This is a genomic window from Bacillus sp. FSL M7-0307, from assembly GCF_038627835.1.
GTDB lineage: Bacteria > Bacillota > Bacilli > Bacillales > Bacillaceae > Bacillus > Bacillus altitudinis.
In genome coordinates, this window is record NZ_CP152023.1 from 175,918 (window position 1) to 197,405 (window position 21,488).

A 21,488-nucleotide genomic window follows, 5' to 3' on the forward strand; every position below is an offset into this window, starting at 1 on the left:
TCCTATTTGATCTGTTTTCCTTTTAAATTGAGTCCATAGCCAAATGGGTAAAGGGTTTGATTAGGATGAGTGACTGATGGGATAGCGACGGGCAATTTCCCTTTAGGTGAGGCAGCTCCAAAAATCACTTCTAGTCCCGCAGGAATATTTGGTTGATTGAATTGTCCGTTTGAGTACCCTTTAAAACCGTAAACAGCCAGTAAGGCGTCGGCTTCCTCGAAATTTGCAGCATCATATGGGTTTCGGAGACTCATGATGACCAATTTTTTGTTTTGTGCTGCTGCTTCTTTCATGACAGCACGAGGAAAGGCCGTTGCCCATTTTTTCGGATCCTGTACACCGTCATCAATGACGCCATCATTCACAGCTGGGTCATTTTGGACAACGTAAGAGCCGGTAATGACATAGTCAGCATCTTGAATGAGTTTGGCTGTTTCTTTTGAGAAACTCTTATCTGCAAATGCGTACGATTGGACACGCACAGGTTTGATCTTTTTTTGTTTGTTTAGTGATTCAATTGTGACGGACATTGCTTTTGTTTGATCTTCGTACGGTGCCATGAGCAAGATTTTGTCATTCTTTTTAGGCTTAAAAGGCAAGGTTTTGTCGTTGTTTTTAAGTAGAGTGATTCCTTCACGTGCCATTTTTTGTTCTGCTTTTCGGTGCGACTTTTGACCAACGAGCTGAGTGGCTTTTTTGATTTTCTTCTCAAGGCTTACTGATTTGTTGGCGGAAATGATGCCACGTTTAATCTTTAATTGAAGGATTTTTTCGACAGATTGATTGATCTGAGATATCGGAATTTCTTTTGTGAGAACTGCTCTTTTTAAAGCATTGAACACATTCTCTAGGTTTTTTTCTGTCTTTAAGGACGTGACAGGTGCTGGCATGAGGGCAATGTCGACGCCTGCTTTAATAGCCATTACCACAGCTTCTTCCTGTCCAAAGTTATCTGCAATCGCTTTCATATTGAGGGCGTCTGTTACAACCACTCCTTGAAAGCCCATGTCTTCTTTTAATAAGTTTGTGATGACTTTTTTTGATAAGGTTGCTGGAACCATAATGTCCTCGCCATCTTTTTTACTTTTATACGTTGTGTCATCAATGGCTGGGAATTGAACATGAGCGGTCATGACCATATCTGCCCCTGCGTTGATTGCTTGTTGAAATGGATACAGCTCCACCTTTTTAAGACGATCTAGATCATGTTCTACAAGCGGAAGACCGTAGTGACTATCAACAGCTGTATCACCATGTCCCGGGAAATGCTTGAGTGTCGAAATAGTCTTCTCCTTTTGAAGTCCTTTCATGGTTTGAAGACCAAGTCGCGTGACTAGTGCAGGGTCAGAGCTAAAGGAACGGACACCAATGACGGGGTTATTCGGGTTATTATTTACATCAAGAACAGGAGAGAAATTTGTATTGATACCTAGAGCGTTTAATTCTTTGCCGATGATTTTTCCTGTGTCATATGCATTTTTTTTACTTCTAGAGGCACCAATCGACATATTTCCTGGGAAATGTGTTCCCTTTTGTAGTCTTGTGACGATTCCGCCTTCTTGATCAATGGAAATGAGTAAAGGGATGTTGGGTGATGCTTGTTGAAATTCATGTGTGAGTTTGACGGTTTGTTTCGTATCAACGACATTTTCTGCAAATAAGATGACACCGCCTAAATGATATTTCTCTACAAGGTGAGAGACTTCTTTATTCATTTTTGTGAAGCCTGTAGGAGCGGATTCACCTTCTGCTTGCCAATTGCGAAAGTCTGGCATGAGCATTTGGCCAATTTTTTCATCCAAGGACATGTCCTGAACCATTTGTTTGGCAGTTGGGAGAGGGGCGGAGCTCACCTTTTCCGTTGGAATGGAAGAGGTGAGCAGGGCCAAAACGAGTGCAGCGGGGAACAGAGCTTTTAACATCGAATTCCTCCTTTTACTTAAAAGATTCGTAGATTGCGGTCATGATGCTTCCATAAGTACCAGTTGGGAAAAGGTCACCTTCAAATTGATTTGGGTTGACTTCAGGTGAAACGACGGGTGAATGTTTTTTATTTGTTAGCAAGACGACGCCTAGATTGTGTTTTGGATCAATCAGTGTCATCGTTCCGGTCCAGCCTGTGTGTCCATACGCTTCTTTACTTGCGTACTTCCCAAACATCCATTCCATGTCAGTATTGCCGTTTTTCCGCCAGCCTAGCCCGTAAGTTGGGTTCGTGTCTGATGATTCCGTAAAGAGATCGATAGAAGCTTGGTCAAAGATGGTTGTTTTCCCATAGCCTCCTTTATTGAGCATCAGCTGAAGCAGTACGGCCATATCTGATGTATTAGAGAAAAGTCCGGCATGTCCGGAGACACCTGCCATTGAGTAATAGGCTTTCTCATCGTGGACTTCACCTAGCAAGGTATACCTGCGAATGTTTTCAAAATCAATGACACCATCTCTTGTATTGCCTAGACGCTCGGTTGCTGCAAAATGCTTTGGCTTGAATCCCTTTTTCAGCGGATTGAACATGGTATGTTTGAGACCAAGCGGTCGATAAATCGTCGACTCTACATATTGGTCAAGTGGCATACCGGTTTTTTTCTCGATGATCATGCCTAACAGCATGTAATCAATATCACTATAAATATGCTGAGTGCCTGGCTTGTATTGCAGGGGCACCTTTGGCAGCCATTTCATGGTTGTTTGTCTATCTTGGGAGAAAAAAGAGCCCGCTTGCTCTTTGCTATAAAATAAAACACTGGAAGGAAGTCCGGCAGAATGGGTGAGAAGATCCTTGACTCGAAGCTGATCTTTGCCGGTTACCTTTGCATCTGGTTCATCTTGAAAGTCAGGCAGGATGGTTTGTATTTTTTCATTTACATCTAGTTTTTGTTCATATACTAGCTTTTGCAGGGCATAGTTGGTGGCATACATTTTTGTATTGGATGCCAAATCGAACAGTGTGTTCTTTTTCATTTTCTTATAGAATTTGAGTTCGGTTGTCTCTTTATATTTTTGTCTGTAGCCATAGGCTTTTTGATGGACGATCTGACCATCCTTGATAATGATGAGTGCTGCCCCTGGAAATCCTGCTTTGATATCGTTTTGAATCATGTGATCAACCTTCCTAAGCTGCCTAGAAGAAAAACCTACTTGTTCCGGTCGTTTTGCTTTTTTTAAGACGGGATATTCTTCAGGTGCTGTTTTAGACAAAGACGATACAGGATGGGAGCTAGTTGCAAATGTTTGTACTGGTAACCCAAGGAGCATGAACAGACTTGTGATGATGAGAAAATATTTCTTCAAGAGCTAGACCTCCTATTGTTTATTTTCCTCGAATTCAACAGCCATATCATCATGAAATCCAAATAAGTATGTGAAGATAAATCCAGCGACATATGCAATAAAGAGTCCTATTAAGTAAAGTAGCATTTGATGTGTGTGAACGATAAAGGTTAATGGGAGACCTGATACCCCGATTGCTTTAGTGGCGATTTGGAAATAGGCTTGAAATGCTCCGCCGATTCCAGCGCCGAGACAAGCAGTGAGGAAGGGTCTTCCGAGCGGGAGTGTGACACCGAAAATGAGCGGTTCTCCAATTCCAAGCATTCCTGAAGGAAGTCCGCCTGCAATGGCTCTTTTCAGCTTTTTCTTTTTTGTTTTCATATAAATGGCAAAGGCAGCACCGACCTGTCCTGCGCCTCCCATAGCGAGGATTGGCAGAAGCGGGTCATCTCCAATTGAATTAATCAGTTCCATATGAATAGGTGTTAGGCCTTGGTGAAGTCCAGTTACAACAAGAGGAAGGAAGGTCGCACCAAGAACAAATCCGGCAAAAATACCGCCAATGTTTAATAGATAAGTAAGTCCAGAGGTGATGGCATCAGATATAAATCCGCCGACTGGCATGAAGATAACGTACGTGAAAATGCCTGTAATGAGTAGTGTGATGGTTGGTGTGACGATGATATCGAGTGATTGCGGGACGAAGCGTCTGATCCGGGTTTCAACAAGTGCCATAAAAATAGCTGCAAGAAGAACACCGATAAGTCCGCCTCTGCCTGGTAGAATATTAGTGCCAAATAACATAATATCAGCGGCAGCTGGGTTAATGATGAGAATACCTGCTAATGCGCCTAATGCAGGAGAGCCACCAAATTCTTTTGCGGCGTTTGTTCCTACTAATATACCGAGATAAGCAAACAAGCCTGAGCCTATAACGGTTAGGATAATCGCAGCTTGAGATTTTTCATCGAGCCAGCCTGCTTGCACGACCGCTTTTGTAATACCCGTTATAAGACCCGATGCAACGAGTGCTGGAATAATGGGAATGAAAATGCTGGCGATCCGCCGTAAGAACAGCTTGAATGGTGTGCGGTTCTTTTGTGAAATGGCTTGTTTGTTTTTCTGTGCTTCGTTGTTTAAGTCATATGAACCTGAGGCATTGAGCAGCTGTTCAAACGCACTTGATACTTGGTTGACAACACCTGTGCCTAAAATGATTTGCAGTGTTTCCGCTTCGACGACGCCAATGACACCATCGAGTTCTTTGATCGCGGTGGTTTGCACTTTTTCACGATCAATGGGTGTAATTCGGAGACGTGTCATACAATGTGTGTGGGAAGAGATGTTTTCAGAACCACCACAGAGTGAAAGGATTTCTTTCGCCAACTGCTGATATTTTTTTTGATGACTCATGTTGAATCCCCCTTTGTTTTTCGTTTCATGGAGCGGATGGCATGCCTTGTTTTGTCAATATATTGTGCTGTCTGTTCATATTGACGGGAGGCTAAACTGAGGAACAAGACATCGATTAAATAGAGCTGTGCCATTCTAGAGGAAGTGGCAGCACTGCGAAAAGGTGCTTCATTGGAACCGGACGTTGATAGATGGACATCACACAATGCAGAAACGCTTGTATGCCCTGGATGCGTTAAAGCAATGGTTTTTACTTCATTTTCTTTGGCGAGCTGAAGGGCTTGGATGATGTCTAATGTTTCTCCTGAGAAGGATATACCGAACACAATGTCATTCTTTCCAGCATTTGCGATGACCGTAGATGCGATGTGCATGTCAGTGAAGGCAGTGGCTGCATAATTGATTCTGAGAAATTTCTGCTGGGCATCAGCTGCGACGATGCCAGATGCACCCACACCGATAAAATGGATTTGGTTTGCATTCAGCAGCAGTTGCACAGCTTTTTCTAAAGCTTCTACATTTAAAATAGAGGCTGTATCTTTGATCGATTGAATGGTGTTTCCTGCTGTCTTTTGAATAATGGATTGAAGTGGTTCATCTTGTTCGATATCCCGGTAGCCTTGTTTATCAGTGTGCATTAAGTCTCCAGCGATCCGCATTTTCAAATCGTGATAGCCATCCAGCCCGAGAGACTTACAGAGACGGATGACGGCAGAGCTGCTTGCACCGGCAGCCTGACTGATTTCATGCACTGTGCTTTTAATGACTTTGTCAGGATGGGCAAGGATATAGTCTGCAATGATTTTTTCAGATTGGGGAAGCTTTGATTTCATTGTGTGTAGTAGGGTGAGTCCGCCTGCTGACATGAGTTTCCTCCTTTAAGATTGATGACGTAAGATGGCTTTGTCGATGTGACCATCTGCTTTGTTGAGCAGGTCTTTGGCTGTCTTTTTATCTGTTTTGGTTTGGAGCATGACGATGGCTGTTTTAACTTCTAAATCGGCTGCTTCAAGGGCTTTTACGGCTTGTTCGTAGGAAGCATTGGTCACATGCTGAATGATGGTGATGGCGCGTTCTTTCAGTTTATGATTGCTTACTTTTACATCTACCATCAGGTTTTCATATACTTTGCCTTGTCTGATCATGACAGAGGTGGAAAGCATATTTAAAATCATTTTATGAGCGGATGCGGCTTTCATTCGTGTTGACCCAGTGATGGCTTCTGGTCCTACGACGACTTCAATGGCGCAGTCTGCCAGTTCGCTAATCTCTGCTTGTTCATTGCAGCTGAGGGCTACTGTTTTTGCTCCAATGGTTCTAGCATAGTTTAAAGCGCCAATGATATAGGGGGTTCTGCCGCTCGCCGCGATGCCGACAACCGTATCTTTTGATGTCAGGTGGATGTGTTCTAAATCTTTTTGACCAGCTTCTTCACTGTCTTCCACATCTTCTGCTGCATGTGAAAAGGCAGAGTCGCCACCGGCCATGATGCCTACGATGACATCAGGTGAAATGCTATAGGTAGGTGGACATTCGACCGCATCCATTACCCCAATTCTGCCGCTTGTTCCAGCGCCTAGATAAATGAGTCTGCCTCCATTCGAGATGGATTCAAAGGCAAAGTCACTTGCTGTCTTTACGTCTGGAAGGACACGGTTGACGGCTTGAGCGACCTTCATATCTTCCTCATTTATCATTTGGAGCATTTCTAGCGGGCTTGCTTGTGAAATTCCCATGGTGTTAGGGTTTCTTGATTCTGTTGTCAAAGAACGCAGTTGAGATGGCTGCATGTGACATACCTCCTTATTTCTTCATTTTCAGTATATTGAGTATGATATGAAATTTCAATATTATATTTAAATACTGAAATTATATTTCAGTCGAAATGTTGTGCTGATGAGGGTTGAATAGTTAGAAAATAAAAAAAATAAAAATCCCCTTTACAAAAGGGGGACAACCTGTATATAATAACTTTTGTCAGCTTCACGGAAACAGTAAACTTGACAAACTGGCCCGTTGGTCAAGCGGTTAAGACACCGCCCTTTCACGGCGGTAACACGGGTTCGAATCCCGTACGGGTCACCATCATGTGGAGGATTAGCTCAGCTGGGAGAGCATCTGCCTTACAAGCAGAGGGTCGGCGGTTCGAGCCCGTCATCCTCCACCATATGCCGGTGTAGCTCAACTGGTAGAGCAACTGACTTGTAATCAGTAGGTTGGGGGTTCAAGTCCTCTTGCCGGCACTGTTTTTCTTTTATCAATTCCATATGTGGAGGGGTAGCGAAGTGGCTAAACGCGGCGGACTGTAAATCCGCTCCCTCCGGGTTCGGCGGTTCGAATCCGCCCCCCTCCACCATTTTTGGGCTATAGCCAAGCGGTAAGGCAACGGACTTTGACTCCGTCATGCGTTGGTTCGAATCCAGCTAGCCCAGTTAAGACACCTTTTTCAAAAAGGTGTCTTTTTTTATTTTGACGATTGGAATGTATAACTATTCAAAATATTGTTGAGTTGAGTCAAAAGGTACCGAGAAAGTAAAATATAAGCATGAACGGAAAGGGGATGTACATATGGGAGATCAAAAGAAGGTCACGATTGTCGGGGTGCCAATGGATCTCGGTCAAATGAGAAGGGGCGTCGATATGGGGCCGAGTGCCATTCGCTGTGCTGGTGTAAAAGAAAAATTGGAATCGCTTTCATTTGATGTCGAGGATTTAGGGGATATTCCTGTTGAGCAAAGGGATGATGAGAAAGGTCTCTATACAAGTGAAAAACTGAAAAACTTAACGGAGAATGCTGGCGCAAACCAGCTTCTTGCTGAAAAGGTTAGCAGTATTGTGCAGTCCGGTTCGTTTCCGCTGATTTTAGGCGGGGATCATAGCATTGCAATTGGTACACTAGCCGGTGTAGCTAAGCATTATGAAAATTTGGGTGTCATTTGGTATGATGCACACGGTGATTTAAATACAGAGGAAACTTCTCCTTCTGGAAATATTCATGGGATGCCACTTGCTGTCAGTCTCGGCCTTGGGCATGCTGATCTAACGAATATTGGCGGTTATGCGCCTAAAGTAAAGCCGGAGAATGTGATCTTGATTGGTGCTCGTTCTTTAGATGAAGGAGAGCGGGCATTAATTAGAGAAAAAGGCATTAAAGTGTATACGATGCATGAAATAGATCGTTTAGGAATGACGAGAGTAATGGAGGAAGCCATTGCGTATTTAAAAGAAAGAACAGATGGTGTTCATTTGTCGCTTGATTTAGATGGCCTAGATCCAGCGGAGTGCCCTGGCGTGGGAACGCCGGTTGCAGGCGGCATCAGTTATAGGGAGAGTCATCTTGCAATGGAGCTTTTAGAGGAAGCAGGTATTTTGACATCTGCTGAGTTTGTTGAGGTGAATCCGGTATTAGATGAGAAAAATAAAACAGCAGAAGCGGCAGTTGCATTAATTGGTTCTTTAATGGGTGAAAAGCTATTATAGAGCGGGACTTGTTCCCGTTCTTTTTTTAATTTTGGGGAAATTTAAGGATATGTTAAGGTTTTTACCGGCTGATATGCGTAACATGCTGTCAAAAATTTGTTACACTATTTTTTAGAGGAGAATGAAACCTTTTGGAACGAGGTTCGTATACATAAAGACCGGTGAAGGCAGAGGTTGAATATACTATGGAAACAATGATTAAAAAGAGAATTAAGCAAGTGAAAAAAGGCGACCAGAACGCATTTGCAGACATCGTAGACCTGTATAAAGACAAAATTTATCAGCTGTGCTACCGTATGCTTGGGAATGCACATGAAGCAGAAGATATTGCGCAGGAGGCGTTTATTCGTGCCTATGTGAATATTGAGAGCTTTGATGTGAATCGTAAGTTTTCCACGTGGCTGTACCGCATTGCAACCAACCTGACCATCGACCGTATTCGTAAAAAAAAGCCGGATTATTATTTAGATGCAGAGGTGGCAGGGACAGAAGGACTGAATATGTATTCTCAAATTGCGGCTGACGGCATTTTGCCAGAGGACGAGGTGGTGTCGCTTGAATTATCGAGCACCATTCAGCAAAAAATTTTAAGATTACCCGATAAATATCGCTCGGTCATCGTATTAAAGTATATTGATGAACTCTCGTTAAAAGAAATTAGTGAGATTCTGAATATACCAGTTGGTACGGTGAAAACGAGAATACACAGGGGTAGAGAGGCTCTCCGAAAACAGTTGAGAGACCTTTGAGTGAGGTGATTTTGATGAGCTGTCAGGAAAGAATCGTCCTGCTTATGCATCAGTATTTAGACGGGGACATTGAGCCCGAAGATGAAAAAGAATTAAAGAGCCATCTGCAATCGTGTGAGGAATGCCGTACTCATTTTCAACAAATTGAGAAATCCATCGCGCTCGTGCAGAGTACATCTCATATAGAAGCACCATCTGATTTCACTGCAAAGGTGATGGCAGGTCTTCCAAAGGAGAAAAAGCGTGTGTCGATTCAAAGATGGATCAAAGCTCATCCGCTAATGGTCGCCGCTGCCCTCTTTGTCATATTGATGGGAGGCAGTCTGTTTACTAGCTGGAATACGGATCATAATTTCAGTGTGTCAAAGCAGCCGAATCTCGTGGTTGAAAATGATACAGTGACGGTACCTAAAGGGGAAACCGTCAAAGGTGACGTCACTGTGAAAAATGGCAAGCTGATTGTAGAAGGCAAGGTTGATGGAAACGTAACAGTCGTCAATGGAGAACAGCTGACTGCTTCTGCCGGACAAGTCACTGGTCAAATCAATGAAATTAATGAAGTGTTTGATTGGGTTTGGTACAAAATGAAGTCTACAGCACAAGACGTGATGCGGGTCATTGGACCAGAGGAGCAAAAGTAAATCAAACAGCTTGAGAGCAGTCTCTAAGGGACTGCTCTTTTTCTATTGATGGACAGACTTGAATGCCAGCCAGATATGGCAACTATTTTCCTTGCTGAAACAAAATGTGGTATAATAGCCACGCTATGTACTTACACATAGGCTCTTTTTTTATAAAAAATGAATCGAACGAAGAATAACTGAAAATTCTGGAGGACGAGGAAATGGCTTTAGGGGATATTCCTTTTTTGCAGTACCTCGGTAATGCTGTTGATATTCTCGTTGTTTGGTATGTGATATATAAATTAATGATGGTCATCCGCGGAACAAAAGCGGTTCAGCTTTTAAAGGGAATTGTTGTCATTGTTCTCGTCAGGATGGGAAGTGCGTATCTCGGTCTTAACACACTTCAATGGCTGATGGATCAAGCGATTACGTGGGGGTTCCTTGCGATCATTATTATTTTTCAGCCAGAGCTAAGGAGAGCGCTTGAGCAGCTTGGGCGCGGCCGTTTCTTCTCTAGAAGCGGAACACCTGTAGAGGAACAGCAGCAGAAAACGATCGAGGCAATTACAAAAGCAATTAACTATATGGCAAAACGAAGAATAGGCGCGCTGTTAACGATTGAGCGCGATACTGGGATGAATGATTACATAGAGACCGGAATTCCTTTAAATGCAAAGGTCAGTTCTGAGCTGCTGATTAATATCTTCATTCCGAATACACCGCTTCATGACGGCGCTGTGATTATGAAGCGTGATGAGATTGCAGCTGCAGCGTGTTATTTACCGCTGTCTGAAAGTCCTTTTATCTCTAAGGAGCTCGGTACACGTCACCGCGCGGCAGTTGGTATTAGTGAAGTAACGGACAGTTTAACCGTCATCGTCTCCGAGGAGACAGGCGGCATTAGTGTCGCAAGAAATGGTGATCTCCATCGAGAATTGACAGAAGAAGCGCTTGAAGAAATGCTGATTGCTGAGTTTAGTAAGAACAGCAAAGATGCTTCCTCGACCAAATGGTATTGGAGGGGCAAGAAAAATGGATAAGATTTTGAATAATCGCTGGGCCGTTAAGTTTCTTGCATTGGTCTTCGCTTTATTGCTGTATGGTGCAGTCAATTCAGCGCAAGCGCCCACGCCGAAAAAAATCGGTGAATCCTTTTTCCCAACATCGACAACAGACGAAGCAACCTTAACGGACATTCCTGTTAAAGCGTATTATGATGACGAAAAGTATGTAGTCACTGGTGTGCCGCAGACAGTCAATGTCACGATTAAAGGATCAACTAGTGCTGTGAAAACAGCAAGACAAACGAAAAATTTTGAAATTTACGCAGATATGCAAAACCTTTCGACAGGTACACATAAAGTCGAATTGAAGGCAAGAGATGTATCGAAAGGAATCACGTTAACGATTAATCCGTCTGTGACGACTGTGACGATACAAGAAAAAACGACAGCTGAATTCCCTGTTGAAACTGAATTTTATAATCAAAATAAAATCAAAGACGGCTATTCACCAGAGCAGCCTATTGTGAATCCGAAAAAGGTCACGGTCACTGGCTCAAAAGACGTGATCGACAAAATTTCTGTCATTAAAGCATTTGTGAACTTAGAGGATGTCGATCAGCAAATTGAGAAAGAAGCGAAGCTCACTGTGTATGATAGCAGTGGGAATGAGCTGCCAGTCGAAGTGAGTCCGTCTGTAGTAGATATTACGGTCCCGATTACGAGTCCAAGCAAGAAGGTCCCGTTTAAGATTGAGCGGACGGGCAGCTTACCAGATGGAATCAGTATCTCAAGCATCGAGACAAGCCCAAGTGAGGTGACAGTCTACGGTTCTCAAAAGGTGCTGGATGCACTTGATTTTATTGACGGCGTTAAGCTGGACCTAAGCAAGATTAAAGATGATACAGAGATTGATGCCGACATTCCACTGCCAGATGGCGTGAAAAAGGTATCGCCTGAAACTGTTAAAATCAAAGTGAAGGTTGCAACAGCTGAAGAAAAAAAGATCGATAATGTACCAATTTCTGTCGTGGGTCTGAGCAAGGATCTTAGCTCTGCTTTTGTGAGTCCGTCTTCTGGGCGTCTCACACTAACAGCAAAAGGTTCAAAGAGTGCAATTGATAAACTAAAGGCTTCAGATATTGAAGCCTATATCAATGTGGGGGACTTAAACGAAGGAACACATGAAGTCAAAGTACAAGTGAATGGCCCTCAAAATGTGACTTGGACATTATCTAGATCGAAGGTCAAAGTGAAACTGACTTCTACTGATACAGAAGATCAGCCGGCTTCTACGAATGATCGGAAAGATCAATCATCCGATGATGATCAGGAAGAGAAGAGTCAAAAGGAATCTACACAAGATAAAGCAAAAAAAGAATCAAGTCAAAGACAGCGGGTCAAAGAAGATAACAAAGAGGACGCAGCGTCCTCTTGAATGGTAAAAAAGGAGCGATTGAAACATGGGCAAGTACTTTGGAACTGATGGTGTAAGGGGTGTGGCTAATAGCGAATTAACGCCAGAGCTCGCATTTAAAATTGGGAGATTTGGCGGCTATGTGCTCACGAAGGATAAAGAACGTCCAAAGGTACTCGTTGGACGAGACACGCGTGTATCTGGTCATATGTTAGAAGGAGCACTCGTAGCAGGCTTACTTTCAATTGGGGCTGAAGTCATGCGTTTAGGTGTGATCTCAACACCTGGTGTGTCTTATTTAACGAAGGCAATGGATGCAGAAGCAGGTGTCATGATTTCAGCTTCGCATAACCCAGTTCAAGACAACGGAATTAAATTTTTCGGCGGTGATGGTTTTAAACTGTCAGATGAACAGGAAAATGAAATTGAGCAGCTAATGGATCAGCCAGTTGATCAACTGCCACGTCCGGTTGGCGCCGATCTTGGAACCGTGAATGACTACTTTGAAGGCGGTCAGAAATACTTGCAATTCTTGAAACAGACAGCGGACGAGGATTTCACAGGCATTCACGTAGCGCTTGATTGTGCACACGGCGCAACATCTTCTCTTGCGACACATTTATTTGCGGATTTAGATGCAGATGTGTCAACAATGGGAACATCACCAAACGGATTGAATATCAACGATGGCGTAGGTTCTACTCATCCAGAGGCACTTTCTGCTTTTGTGAAAGAAAAAGGAGCGGATATTGGTCTTGCGTTTGATGGCGACGGCGACCGCTTAATTGCAGTCGATGAAAAAGGTGATATTGTAGACGGCGATCAAATTATGTACATATGTGCACGTTATCTAAAGGGTGAAGGCCGATTGAAGGACGACACGGTCGTGTCAACGGTCATGAGTAACCTTGGTTTCTATAAAGCGCTTGAGAAGCAAGGCATTAAGAGCATTCAAACCGCTGTTGGTGACCGCTATGTGGTCGAGGCGATGAAAAAGGATGGCTATAATGTCGGAGGCGAGCAGTCAGGCCACTTGATTTTCCTTGATTACAATACGACAGGTGATGGTATGCTTTCTGCGATCATGCTGGTGAATACACTAAAAGCAACAGGGAAAACATTATCAGAGCTTGCAGCTGAAATGGAGAAATTTCCGCAGCTTCTAGTGAATGTGAAGGTATCTGATAAATATAAAGTGGAAGAAAATGAAAAAGTAAAAGCTGTGATCCAAGAGGTTGAAAAAGAGATGAACGGTGACGGACGCATCCTTGTTCGTCCATCAGGAACAGAACCGCTTGTACGTGTCATGGCAGAGGCGAAAACAAAAGAGCTGTGTGATGAATACGTGGCTCGTATTACGGCTGTTGTCAAAGAAGAAATGGGTATTGAGTAATTGATTAAAGCAAATCGCTAAGCAGCGGTTTGCTTTTTTTTTCGAATAAACGTCATAAGAGGCTGGTCTAGTACGAATGATATAAGCGAGGGCAATTTGCTGCTTGCTTTCATACATAAGAGAGCACATCAAAGGTAGAACGTGACAAGCCTCATCGCATATAGTGTAGGGAGGTCTCACTTTCTCACATGAAAGGGATCACCCGCTAAATTGTGATTGACGGAGGTCAGACCTTATAGTACAATCATCCTTGTGTTACTGGATTTTTATTCTAGCAGGAAAGGCAGGGTAGATGTTCAGCCACTCTTATAATTATAGCGCCCGAACTAAGCGATCGAACGACAGATGCTTAGTTGACGAGGATGGAGGTTATCGAATTTTTCGGCGGATGCCTCCCGGCTGATCAAATATAGAGATCACAGCCGTAAGTGTTTCTTTAAAGCAAAGAGGTGACTCTTTGTACAAAGGGAATACACATGATCTCCCAAATTAAACATGTAGAGAGGGACGAAGAAATGTCCCTTCTATTTTAGTAGGCTTTCTTTGTCCCTTTCACATGATCGGGAGGAAGAATATTTATGTGTGGAATCGTAGGTTATATTGGTCAGAATGATGCGAAGGAAATCTTATTAAAAGGTTTAGAGAAGCTTGAGTACCGTGGGTATGACTCAGCAGGTATCGCTGTGGCAAACGAAGATGGCGTGCATGTGTTCAAAGAAAAAGGACGTATCGCTGAGCTTCGTGAAGTCGTTGATGCAAACGTGGCATCTTCAGCAGGAATTGGACATACACGCTGGGCAACACACGGTGTACCAAGCCATCTAAATGCGCATCCGCATCAAAGTGCTTCTGGCCGTTTTACGCTTGTTCATAACGGTGTCATCGAGAACTATGTACAATTGACACGCGAATATTTACAAGACGTCACACTAAAAAGCGACACAGATACAGAGGTTGTTGTTCAAGTCATCGAACAATTTGTGAACAGAGGTCTTGATACAGAGGAAGCTTTCCGTCAAACGCTTCTTCAACTAAAAGGCTCTTACGCAATTGCCCTTTTCGATAACGAAAACAAAGAAACAATCTATGTGGCGAAAAACAAAAGCCCATTATTGGTTGGTTTCGGCGAAGATTTCAACGTTGTGGCTTCTGACGCAATGGCGATGCTTCAAGTAACAAACGAATATGCGGAATTAATGGATAAAGAAATGGTCATTGTTACTAAAGACGAGGTTATTATTAAAAACCTTGACGGTGATATTATGACACGTCCTTCTTATATCGCTGAGCTGGATGCAAGCGACATTGAGAAAGGCACATATCCTCACTACATGTTAAAAGAAACGGATGAACAGCCGCTTGTTATGCGCAAAATCATCCAAGAATATCAAGACGAAAACGGCAAGTTGTCAGTCGCTGGCGATATCGCAAGCGCAGTAGCAGAAGCAGACCGCATCTATATTGTGGCTTGCGGAACGAGCTACCATGCTGGACTTGTTGGTAAACAATACATTGAAGACTGGGCGAAAGTACCTGTAGAAGTCCATGTAGCAAGTGAATTCTCTTACAACATGCCGCTTCTATCGAAAAAACCGTTGTTCATCTTCCTTTCTCAATCTGGGGAGACTGCGGACAGCCGTGCTGTACTTGTTCAAGTCAAAGAACTTGGTCATAAAGCATTAACGATCACAAACGTACCAGGATCTACGCTTTCTCGTGAAGCAGACTTCACATTGCTTCTTCATGCAGGACCAGAAATCGCAGTGGCTTCAACAAAAGCCTACACAGCACAAATCGCTGTTCTTGCGATCCTTGCATCTGTTGCAGCTGAATTAAATGGTCAATCTCTTGACTTTGATCTTGTGAAAGAGCTTGGGATTGTAGCAAACGCAATGGAAGCCCTTGTCGATCAAAAGGATGAAATGGAACAAATCGCTCGTGATTTCTTCACAGTGACACGTAACGCATTCTTTATCGGAAGAGGACTTGACTACTATGTGTGCCTTGAAGGTTCACTAAAATTAAAAGAGATCTCTTACATCCAAGCAGAAGGATTTGCTGGCGGAGAACTCAAACACGGCACGATTGCTTTAATTGAAGAAGGCACACCGGTCATTGCCCTTGCCACGCAAGAGCATGTGAACCTCAGCATTCGCGGTAACGTCAAAGAAGTCGTTGCACGCGGCGCAAACCCATGTGTCATCTCACTAAAAGGCCTAGAAGACGAAGGCGATCGTTTCGTCCTTCCAGCTGTACACCCAGCACTTGCACCACTTGCATCTGTTGTTCCATTACAGCTAATCGCTTACTATGCAGCCCTTCACCGCGGGTGTGATGTGGATAAACCACGTAACCTTGCGAAGAGTGTGACGGTGGAGTAGGGATTAATTAAATCGGATTTTTGATATGATTTGAAATAGAGTTGTTATGAAACATCCCTTTAGACTATATTTGTCTAAAGGGGTGCTTTTTTATATGTTCAGGAAAATCTAAAATCTAAAATTGAAAATTGGATTAAAGAAGGTCGTGGTTTTGGATTTGGTTCAGAGATAGACGATGGTTAAACATTCAAGATGTTTCCTCATGCGGAAGATTTACTCGTTTAAAAAGGTTTAAAAAGAGAAAGCATGAATTTTATTAGGTTTAGAATCGAAACTACTTTTATTTAAGTGAACATTACGATTTTATTGTTGATATTTGATAGCATTTTCCTTTACGACCTTTGGAAGAAAAGATTAACATTGAAGAAGAGTAAGGTTTTAAACATCCTAAAGATCTAAAAATGTATGAGCCGCTTCACGAGCCAGTTGTGATGACAACGGGTTTTTTATTAATGGAGATAAAGGTGAAGGCTTATTGGAGTTGGCTAGAACGACATAAGGTAATCGGATATGTTAAGAAGATTATCTACAAGAATTAAATTTGTTGGATTTACGAGGGCAATTAAGGCTTAATATCTCATAATACAATAACAAAAAACATAGGTCAGGGTAAAAAGATTTTATTATACCTCATCAAACACCATTTCTAAACTTACATAATGTCAATAATAAGAAAGACTTTGAACTAGTAGAAGGGGGGGATTCTATGATAACAGACGTTGCTGGATCGATAAATGGATACTACAAGCAAATATACCTTGCTGTTAAAGAATTACTCAAGTTGAAAAATGATAATTCAAGTGTAGGCATAGAGTGTGGTGCAGATATTCGAGTCTTTAATACTAATAATAGAAATGAATCAATTGAGGTGAAATTCTATAAAAAAAGTATAGGTTTATATTCACGAGAGATTTCAAAAACAATTTATAATTTCTATATGCAACCAGCTGATGATCATAGGCTGTATTTTAATACAAATACGAAAGTACCTAGCGTACATATTTTTAAAGAATGCGAGAATACGTTTTCTTTAAATCAAGAAGAAGGTATTTCATACATCCTTCATTTATTGATAAAAAATGAGTCTAATAAAAACCGAGAAAATAATATTAGAGAATATTTCACAAGAGTTGGAATTATATGTGATAAATGTGAAAAAGACACTTGTGATATATGTATTTCTAAATTTGTTGAGCGATTTAAAAATACATATCCTGAGCACTTTGTTGAAATAATTGAAATTAATCCAGTAGTACAGCTAAATCAGTTTGTGAATAAATTACGTTTTATATTTGAAGATAAGCCAAAGGATCAATCAATAACTAGATTAAAAAGAGAATTAAAAAGTTTATTAAGAGAAAACTATAAAGCTTTAGTTTCAGGTTTTGATGAACTTATTTTGGAAGCAATAATTCACAAAATAGCAATTAGTTTTTTTGATTCTACCGTAGTTAATTCACTCATTAAAAATCCTAAGATTGATTATAAAACACATAAAAAGGTTGCTAAATCAGATGTTATAGGTTTTATTTCTACTTATCAAACATTTTTAAAGGAATACAAAGAAGACATGCTTGAATTAAAAATATTTGACATAGTAGAAAAATCTAATTTAGATGAACAAAAAATATTAATTAAATTTAATCAAGAGTATCAAGAGTATTTGTTTTCTAAGGAGAAATTAGATGTTTATAATACAGCAACGATTAAACAATATTTCCGAGATATTGAGATGAAGTTTAAAACTGAACATGAAAGAGATGCCTTTGTAAATAGGTTTGAATTCTATAATAGAGGGTTTGGATTATTAGGTTATTTAATGAACTTAAAAATTAAACAAATAGTTGTTAGAGAAGATAGAGTGTTTCTGAAAGGCACAGATGGGGAATTCTTATGTATACAAAATCATGGTTATTATGATTATGAAAAGGTTTCTAAATTTATAGGTGCTAATAAACAATCTGAAAATAAGTTTTATAGATATTTGGAATTAGAAAAATGTTCCTTTTTGGAATCTGTATCTGATTGTTGTACGACTCCGTTTATAAAAATAGATAAACTAGAAATGAAGACTTCTTTAGAAGAATACCAAATTATAAATTCTATACCATTTGAAGTAATGGAGGAAATAAAAAATTTAGTTAATTCCAATAAAAACTTGTTGATTATAAGTCCAGCTAATACGAATAGAAAACCTTTTTTAAATGCAATGATTTCGTCTATACCTAAGAAGTATTCTTTTTTTACAATAGCGGAAGATTTATTGTCATTACCTGCGGTTTGTAAAGATAAGCCTAATGCTATTATAGATAGCTTAAAAGACGACTACACTGATAATATAAGAAAAATGGCGATTGCTGCTAGTGCATATGATAAATGTATTTCTTTGATTGATAATTATGAATTGGATATAAAAAAAGTTTTTAATAACTTTAAGAGTTTATTGAAAGAAAATGAGTGTGTAATTGGAACAATACATCGAAATACTAGTGGATGTAAAAATATGATGGTTTTTGAAGAAGTAGGTAAGAATTTACCTGGATTCAGTCATGTAGATTTTTATATATTTGATAGCTTTATTATACTTGAAAATTATTTTGTGGATGAGCATAAGCGAGATGTATTACATATTGTTACAAAGCATTAATTTAATAAATTTTCCAAAAAATACATATACTCTAAAACAAAACATAAATATATGCATTTTGATCTACTTTATTCAATATATGGGTTTTCCCTATTCAAAAACAACCTTGGTAGACTGGCTTTGATCAAATTTCATTCTAAAGCTATATTTGATACCCCTTTAGATATAATTGTCTATAGGGAGATATTTATGAAAAAATAGAAATTTATAAGTGCGGTTAACTTTGATTAAGGGTACAATACTGAAGCTTGCTTTCTTGAAATAATATACATCTTTATCAAGGGGGAGATGTTATTTTTAATCGATACTTAAAAAAAGAAAAATGGGGAATTGTTTTTTTCTTGATTGGTTATATTGTATTGTTTATTAGCTCTTATTTGTTGATTGGCGGTCCTGCAACGATTGAAGGACCAATTTGTATTTTACTTGGATTTTGTATCGTTCATTTTTTTAGATATAGAGCTTTCAAAAAAGATGAAGAGAATAAAAAGGGAAATAATAAAGGTTTATATCATCGCTTTTAAGTTGTATTAATAGCCTGGTTATCATGTGTAAGTACATTGCAAAACAAACCTTGCGCAAGCAATACAAGCTAATAGCTAATATATAAAAAAGGAAGAGAGAAGAACTCATGACCAAACCTAAAATCTACACAATGAGTTTCGCAAAAGTCTATCCTCTCTACATCGCAAAGGCAGAGAGAAAGGGACGAACGAAGGCTGAGGTTGATACGATTATTTGTTGGTTGACGGGGTACAGTCCAGCAGAGTTACAGCAACAGTTGGACAAGCAGATAGACGTTGAAGCCTTTTTTGCTGAGGCTCCTGAGCTTCATCCTTCCCGCAGTTTAATCAAAGGAGTCATCTGTGGTGTACGGGTAGAGGACATTGAGGAAGAAACCATGAAAATATTCGGTATCTAGATAAGCTGATTGATGAGTTAGCCAAGGGAAAGAAAATGGAAAAGATTTTGCGAGCTTCGTCATGATCATCACAAGCAAGCCCAGTGAATAACCTTCACTGGGCTTTTTTATATTTATAGACCATTCGACCAATAAAAATAAAATCCATTTGAACGAATTCTCTCTTCATGTCGTCAAAAGAAGTGATACCAAAACAAATTGACGTTTGAAAAGGGAGTGGCGTGATGGACATGAAGATGATTTTACCTCTTATTTTGCTACAAGCGATTTTAATGGTGATTGGTTTGTTTGATTTGTTGAAAAGAGATCCGTCGAGAATCAGGGGAGAGGTGAAGTGGGTTTGGGCTTTGGTGATTGTGTTTGTGGCGAGTGCCGGTCCTATTGCGTATTTCATTTTTGGTCGTAAACAATCTTAGTAGGGGGGATTCGCTTGAATATGTTGGAGTGTCAAGGCCTGACGAAATCGTATGGACGGCATGAAGTGTTAAAAGATGTCTCGTTTTCTGTTGGGGAGGTTGGATGTGTTGGCTTTTTAGGAGCCAATGGAGCGGGAAAGACGACGACGATCCGAATTTTGACGGGGCTTGCTCGTCCTACGTCTGGCGTTGTGAAGGTGGCGGGTTTTGATGTTACAAAGGATATGGATCAAATCAGTCAGGTGATTGGGTACTGTCCGCAGCATCCTGCATTTTATCAGGATATGACGGGGCAGGAGTGGATGCATTGGGTTGGCGGGTTATTTTATTTAGAGAAAAACACCATTCGTTCCAAAACAGAGGAGCTGTTGAAGCTTTGCCGTGTGTATGAGGCGAAGGATCGTGCCATTGGCAGCTACAGCGGAGGGATGAAGCAGAGACTTGCCATTGCGCAGGCACTCATCAACAGCCCGAAGGTCCTCATTCTAGATGAACCTGTGTCGGCACTTGATCCCATGGGGAGAAAAGACGTCCTGACTTTGATTGAGCGTCTAAAGCATGAGATGCTGATCTTTATGTCGACGCATATTTTAGATGACATTGAACGTGTGGCCGATCATATTATCATGATCAACAGCGGCAAAATTGAGATGTCCTCTTCGATGAAACAGCTCAAAGAAGACTATATCCAGCCCGTGATTGAATTTCAGTTAGAACAACAGAATACGAAACTAATGGCTTTGTTAAAGGAGCGGGATTGGGTGGAGGAATGCATGGAGACAGGAGGCACTTATCAGGTGCGAGTCAAAGATCAACATACGGCATTGAAGGAGCTGCCGGGTCTCATCACTGAAACTGGCGGTGTTCTTCTCCAATATCGACTATCTAAGCTAACGCTTGAAGATATTTTCATGAAGGTTGTAACGGCATGATGATGTTGAAAAAGGAATTTAGGGAGTTATTCACTAGTTATAAAATCTTATTTGTGCCAATCATTTTCACGATTTTAATGATCACACAGCCTATTACGCTCAAAATGCTGCCAGATCTTTTGTCGAAATCAGCGAATTTACCTGAAGGGTCTACATTTTATATACCAGAGCCTAGTGCTGGAGAGGCTTTAGCCAGTGCATTGAGTAAATTTGATTCACTCGGCGTGTTTATCCTTATTATGATCGTGATGGGGACGATTGCTGGAGAGCGTGCCTCTGGGGTGACGGCGATGATTATGGTGAAACCGATCAGTCGAATGAGTTATTATGCCTCAAAAATATGTGCCTATGCCTGTTTAACTTTGTTTAGTTTGGTAGTGGCGGTTCTAGCTTCCGTTTATTATGTGGACATCCAATTTGGGCATGTGGATTGGGGCGATGTGTTAAAAGGAACGTTTTTGTATTATCCAAACCTACTGCTCATTGTAGTATCGACCATTTGTGCATCGGCATTCTTTAAGCGCTCAGTGACTGCGGGCGGCGTTTCCCTTTTGATCAATCTCATCCTGTTTACCGTTCCTTCGTTTTATGAGAATACATTAGGGAAGTTTGCACCTAAAGGCGTCACAAGTGCGGCTGAGGAGATGATTCATAGAGGGACTTATTCGGATCAGGCACTTACAAGCTTTCTAGGTGTATCGGTATTGATTGGTTTCTTTTTTCTCATCGGATGGTTTCTTTTTAGAAAACAAGAATTATAGCACGGTGTACCCTTTGGATATGAAAATCTAAAGGGTTTTTTATGTATTTAGTAAGTAAAAAATAAGACATAAATACATAT

At 41.0% G+C, this 21,488-nt stretch carries 16 protein-coding genes, 5 tRNA genes and 1 pseudogene; 17 read left to right on the forward strand and 5 right to left on the reverse strand.

The annotated features are described in order from the left end of the window. Positions 1-2: 2 nt before the first annotated feature. The 5 genes from MHI41_RS01005 to murQ are packed head-to-tail and all read right to left on the reverse strand — an operon-like array spanning position 3 to position 6,473. Positions 3-1,922: a glycoside hydrolase family 3 protein gene (locus tag MHI41_RS01005; protein WP_206114152.1), complete on the reverse strand. Its 1,920-nt coding sequence runs from the start codon at positions 1,920-1,922 to the stop codon at positions 3-5. 13 nt (positions 1,923-1,935) lie between these two features. After that, positions 1,936-3,291 (reverse strand): penicillin binding protein PBP4B, encoded by a 1,356-nt coding sequence (gene pbp4b, locus MHI41_RS01010; RefSeq protein ID WP_282834029.1) that lies wholly within the window; start codon positions 3,289-3,291, stop codon positions 1,936-1,938. A 12-nt stretch (positions 3,292-3,303) separates the two neighbouring features. Continuing rightward, entirely contained in the window at positions 3,304-4,683 is a 1,380-nt protein-coding gene (locus tag MHI41_RS01015) for a PTS transporter subunit EIIC (protein ID WP_008344031.1), read from the reverse strand. Further along, positions 4,680-5,549: a MurR/RpiR family transcriptional regulator gene (locus MHI41_RS01020; protein WP_007498558.1), complete on the reverse strand. Its 870-nt coding sequence runs from the start codon at positions 5,547-5,549 to the stop codon at positions 4,680-4,682. The genes MHI41_RS01015 and MHI41_RS01020 overlap by 4 nt, the downstream gene beginning before the upstream one ends. Positions 5,550-5,561: 12 nt before the next feature. Next, complete coding sequence (murQ, locus tag MHI41_RS01025) at positions 5,562-6,473, reverse strand: N-acetylmuramic acid 6-phosphate etherase (protein WP_007498556.1); 912 nt, start codon at positions 6,471-6,473, stop codon at positions 5,562-5,564. Positions 6,474-6,693: 220 nt separating this feature from the next. Between murQ and MHI41_RS01030 the strand changes: the two genes are divergently transcribed. The 17 genes and pseudogenes from MHI41_RS01030 to MHI41_RS01110 all read left to right on the forward strand — a co-directional run bounded on the left by MHI41_RS01030 (position 6,694) and on the right by MHI41_RS01110 (position 21,408). Continuing rightward, positions 6,694-6,768 (forward strand) — tRNA-Glu (locus MHI41_RS01030). Between the two features lie 6 nt (positions 6,769-6,774). Next, a tRNA-Val gene (locus tag MHI41_RS01035) sits at positions 6,775-6,850 on the forward strand. Between the two features lie 3 nt (positions 6,851-6,853). Further along, positions 6,854-6,926: transfer RNA gene (locus MHI41_RS01040), tRNA-Thr, on the forward strand. Positions 6,927-6,954: 28 nt separating this feature from the next. Next, positions 6,955-7,039, forward strand: a tRNA-Tyr gene (locus tag MHI41_RS01045). A gap of 4 nt (positions 7,040-7,043) precedes the next feature. Beyond that, positions 7,044-7,115 (forward strand) — tRNA-Gln (locus MHI41_RS01050). A 136-nt stretch (positions 7,116-7,251) separates the two neighbouring features. After that, positions 7,252-8,163, forward strand: a complete 912-nt coding sequence (rocF, locus tag MHI41_RS01055; protein WP_048001374.1) for an arginase — start codon at positions 7,252-7,254, stop codon at positions 8,161-8,163. 185 nt (positions 8,164-8,348) lie between these two features. Beyond that, entirely contained in the window at positions 8,349-8,912 is a 564-nt protein-coding gene (gene sigW, locus MHI41_RS01060; protein WP_007498553.1) for an RNA polymerase sigma factor SigW, read from the forward strand. Between the two features lie 14 nt (positions 8,913-8,926). Further along, positions 8,927-9,553, forward strand: a complete 627-nt coding sequence (rsiW, locus tag MHI41_RS01065) for an anti-sigma-W factor RsiW (protein WP_047946092.1) — start codon at positions 8,927-8,929, stop codon at positions 9,551-9,553. A 203-nt stretch (positions 9,554-9,756) separates the two neighbouring features. Beyond that, positions 9,757-10,578 (forward strand): diadenylate cyclase CdaA, encoded by an 822-nt coding sequence (gene cdaA, locus MHI41_RS01070; RefSeq protein WP_008344027.1) that lies wholly within the window; start codon positions 9,757-9,759, stop codon positions 10,576-10,578. Further along, entirely contained in the window at positions 10,571-11,977 is a 1,407-nt protein-coding gene (locus MHI41_RS01075; RefSeq protein WP_282834030.1) for a YbbR-like domain-containing protein, read from the forward strand. The genes cdaA and MHI41_RS01075 overlap by 8 nt, the downstream gene beginning before the upstream one ends. 25 nt (positions 11,978-12,002) lie before the next feature. Next, a complete protein-coding gene (gene glmM / locus MHI41_RS01080) occupies positions 12,003-13,349 on the forward strand; it encodes a phosphoglucosamine mutase (protein ID WP_008360584.1) in 1,347 nt (448 codons plus the stop codon). A 578-nt stretch (positions 13,350-13,927) separates the two neighbouring features. After that, positions 13,928-15,730, forward strand: a complete 1,803-nt coding sequence (gene glmS, locus MHI41_RS01085) for a glutamine--fructose-6-phosphate transaminase (isomerizing) (protein WP_007498541.1) — start codon at positions 13,928-13,930, stop codon at positions 15,728-15,730. 706 nt (positions 15,731-16,436) lie between these two features. Then, positions 16,437-18,377 carry a hypothetical protein gene (locus MHI41_RS01090; protein ID WP_342494446.1) on the forward strand — a complete coding sequence of 647 codons (1,941 nt, stop codon included), beginning with the start codon at positions 16,437-16,439 and terminating at the stop codon, positions 18,375-18,377. Between the two features lie 631 nt (positions 18,378-19,008). Then, a pseudogene (locus MHI41_RS01095) lies at positions 19,009-19,364 on the forward strand (DUF2200 domain-containing protein). Positions 19,365-19,523: 159 nt separating this feature from the next. Next, positions 19,524-19,715: a PLD nuclease N-terminal domain-containing protein gene (locus tag MHI41_RS01100; RefSeq protein WP_003217265.1), complete on the forward strand. Its 192-nt coding sequence runs from the start codon at positions 19,524-19,526 to the stop codon at positions 19,713-19,715. Between the two features lie 14 nt (positions 19,716-19,729). Further along, the gene (locus MHI41_RS01105; RefSeq protein ID WP_342494447.1) at positions 19,730-20,647 is read left to right on the forward strand and encodes an ABC transporter ATP-binding protein; all 918 of its coding nucleotides are present in this window, start codon (positions 19,730-19,732) and stop codon (positions 20,645-20,647) included. Then, positions 20,644-21,408 carry an ABC transporter permease subunit gene (locus tag MHI41_RS01110; RefSeq protein WP_342494448.1) on the forward strand — a complete coding sequence of 255 codons (765 nt, stop codon included), beginning with the start codon at positions 20,644-20,646 and terminating at the stop codon, positions 21,406-21,408. The genes MHI41_RS01105 and MHI41_RS01110 overlap by 4 nt, the downstream gene beginning before the upstream one ends. Positions 21,409-21,488: the final 80 nt, after the last annotated feature.

What these genes read in the sequence shown, in the direction of transcription:
- glmS (WP_007498541.1), top strand. Translation starts at nt 13,928, where the DNA reads ATGTGTGGAATCGTAGGTTATATTGGTCAGAATGATGCGAAGGAAATC.
- MHI41_RS01110 (WP_342494448.1), top strand. Translation starts at nt 20,644, where the DNA reads ATGATGATGTTGAAAAAGGAATTTAGGGAGTTATTCACTAGTTATAAA.
- rsiW (WP_047946092.1), top strand. Translation starts at nt 8,927, where the DNA reads ATGAGCTGTCAGGAAAGAATCGTCCTGCTTATGCATCAGTATTTAGAC.
- murQ (WP_007498556.1), bottom strand. Translation starts at nt 6,473, where the DNA reads ATGCAGCCATCTCAACTGCGTTCTTTGACAACAGAATCAAGAAACCCT.
- MHI41_RS01005 (WP_206114152.1), bottom strand. Translation starts at nt 1,922, where the DNA reads ATGTTAAAAGCTCTGTTCCCCGCTGCACTCGTTTTGGCCCTGCTCACC.
- MHI41_RS01020 (WP_007498558.1), bottom strand. Translation starts at nt 5,549, where the DNA reads ATGTCAGCAGGCGGACTCACCCTACTACACACAATGAAATCAAAGCTT.
- sigW (WP_007498553.1), top strand. Translation starts at nt 8,349, where the DNA reads ATGGAAACAATGATTAAAAAGAGAATTAAGCAAGTGAAAAAAGGCGAC.
- MHI41_RS01090 (WP_342494446.1), top strand. Translation starts at nt 16,437, where the DNA reads ATGATAACAGACGTTGCTGGATCGATAAATGGATACTACAAGCAAATA.
- cdaA (WP_008344027.1), top strand. Translation starts at nt 9,757, where the DNA reads ATGGCTTTAGGGGATATTCCTTTTTTGCAGTACCTCGGTAATGCTGTT.
- glmM (WP_008360584.1), top strand. Translation starts at nt 12,003, where the DNA reads ATGGGCAAGTACTTTGGAACTGATGGTGTAAGGGGTGTGGCTAATAGC.
- rocF (WP_048001374.1), top strand. Translation starts at nt 7,252, where the DNA reads ATGGGAGATCAAAAGAAGGTCACGATTGTCGGGGTGCCAATGGATCTC.
- MHI41_RS01015 (WP_008344031.1), bottom strand. Translation starts at nt 4,683, where the DNA reads ATGAGTCATCAAAAAAAATATCAGCAGTTGGCGAAAGAAATCCTTTCA.
- MHI41_RS01100 (WP_003217265.1), top strand. Translation starts at nt 19,524, where the DNA reads ATGGACATGAAGATGATTTTACCTCTTATTTTGCTACAAGCGATTTTA.
- MHI41_RS01075 (WP_282834030.1), top strand. Translation starts at nt 10,571, where the DNA reads ATGGATAAGATTTTGAATAATCGCTGGGCCGTTAAGTTTCTTGCATTG.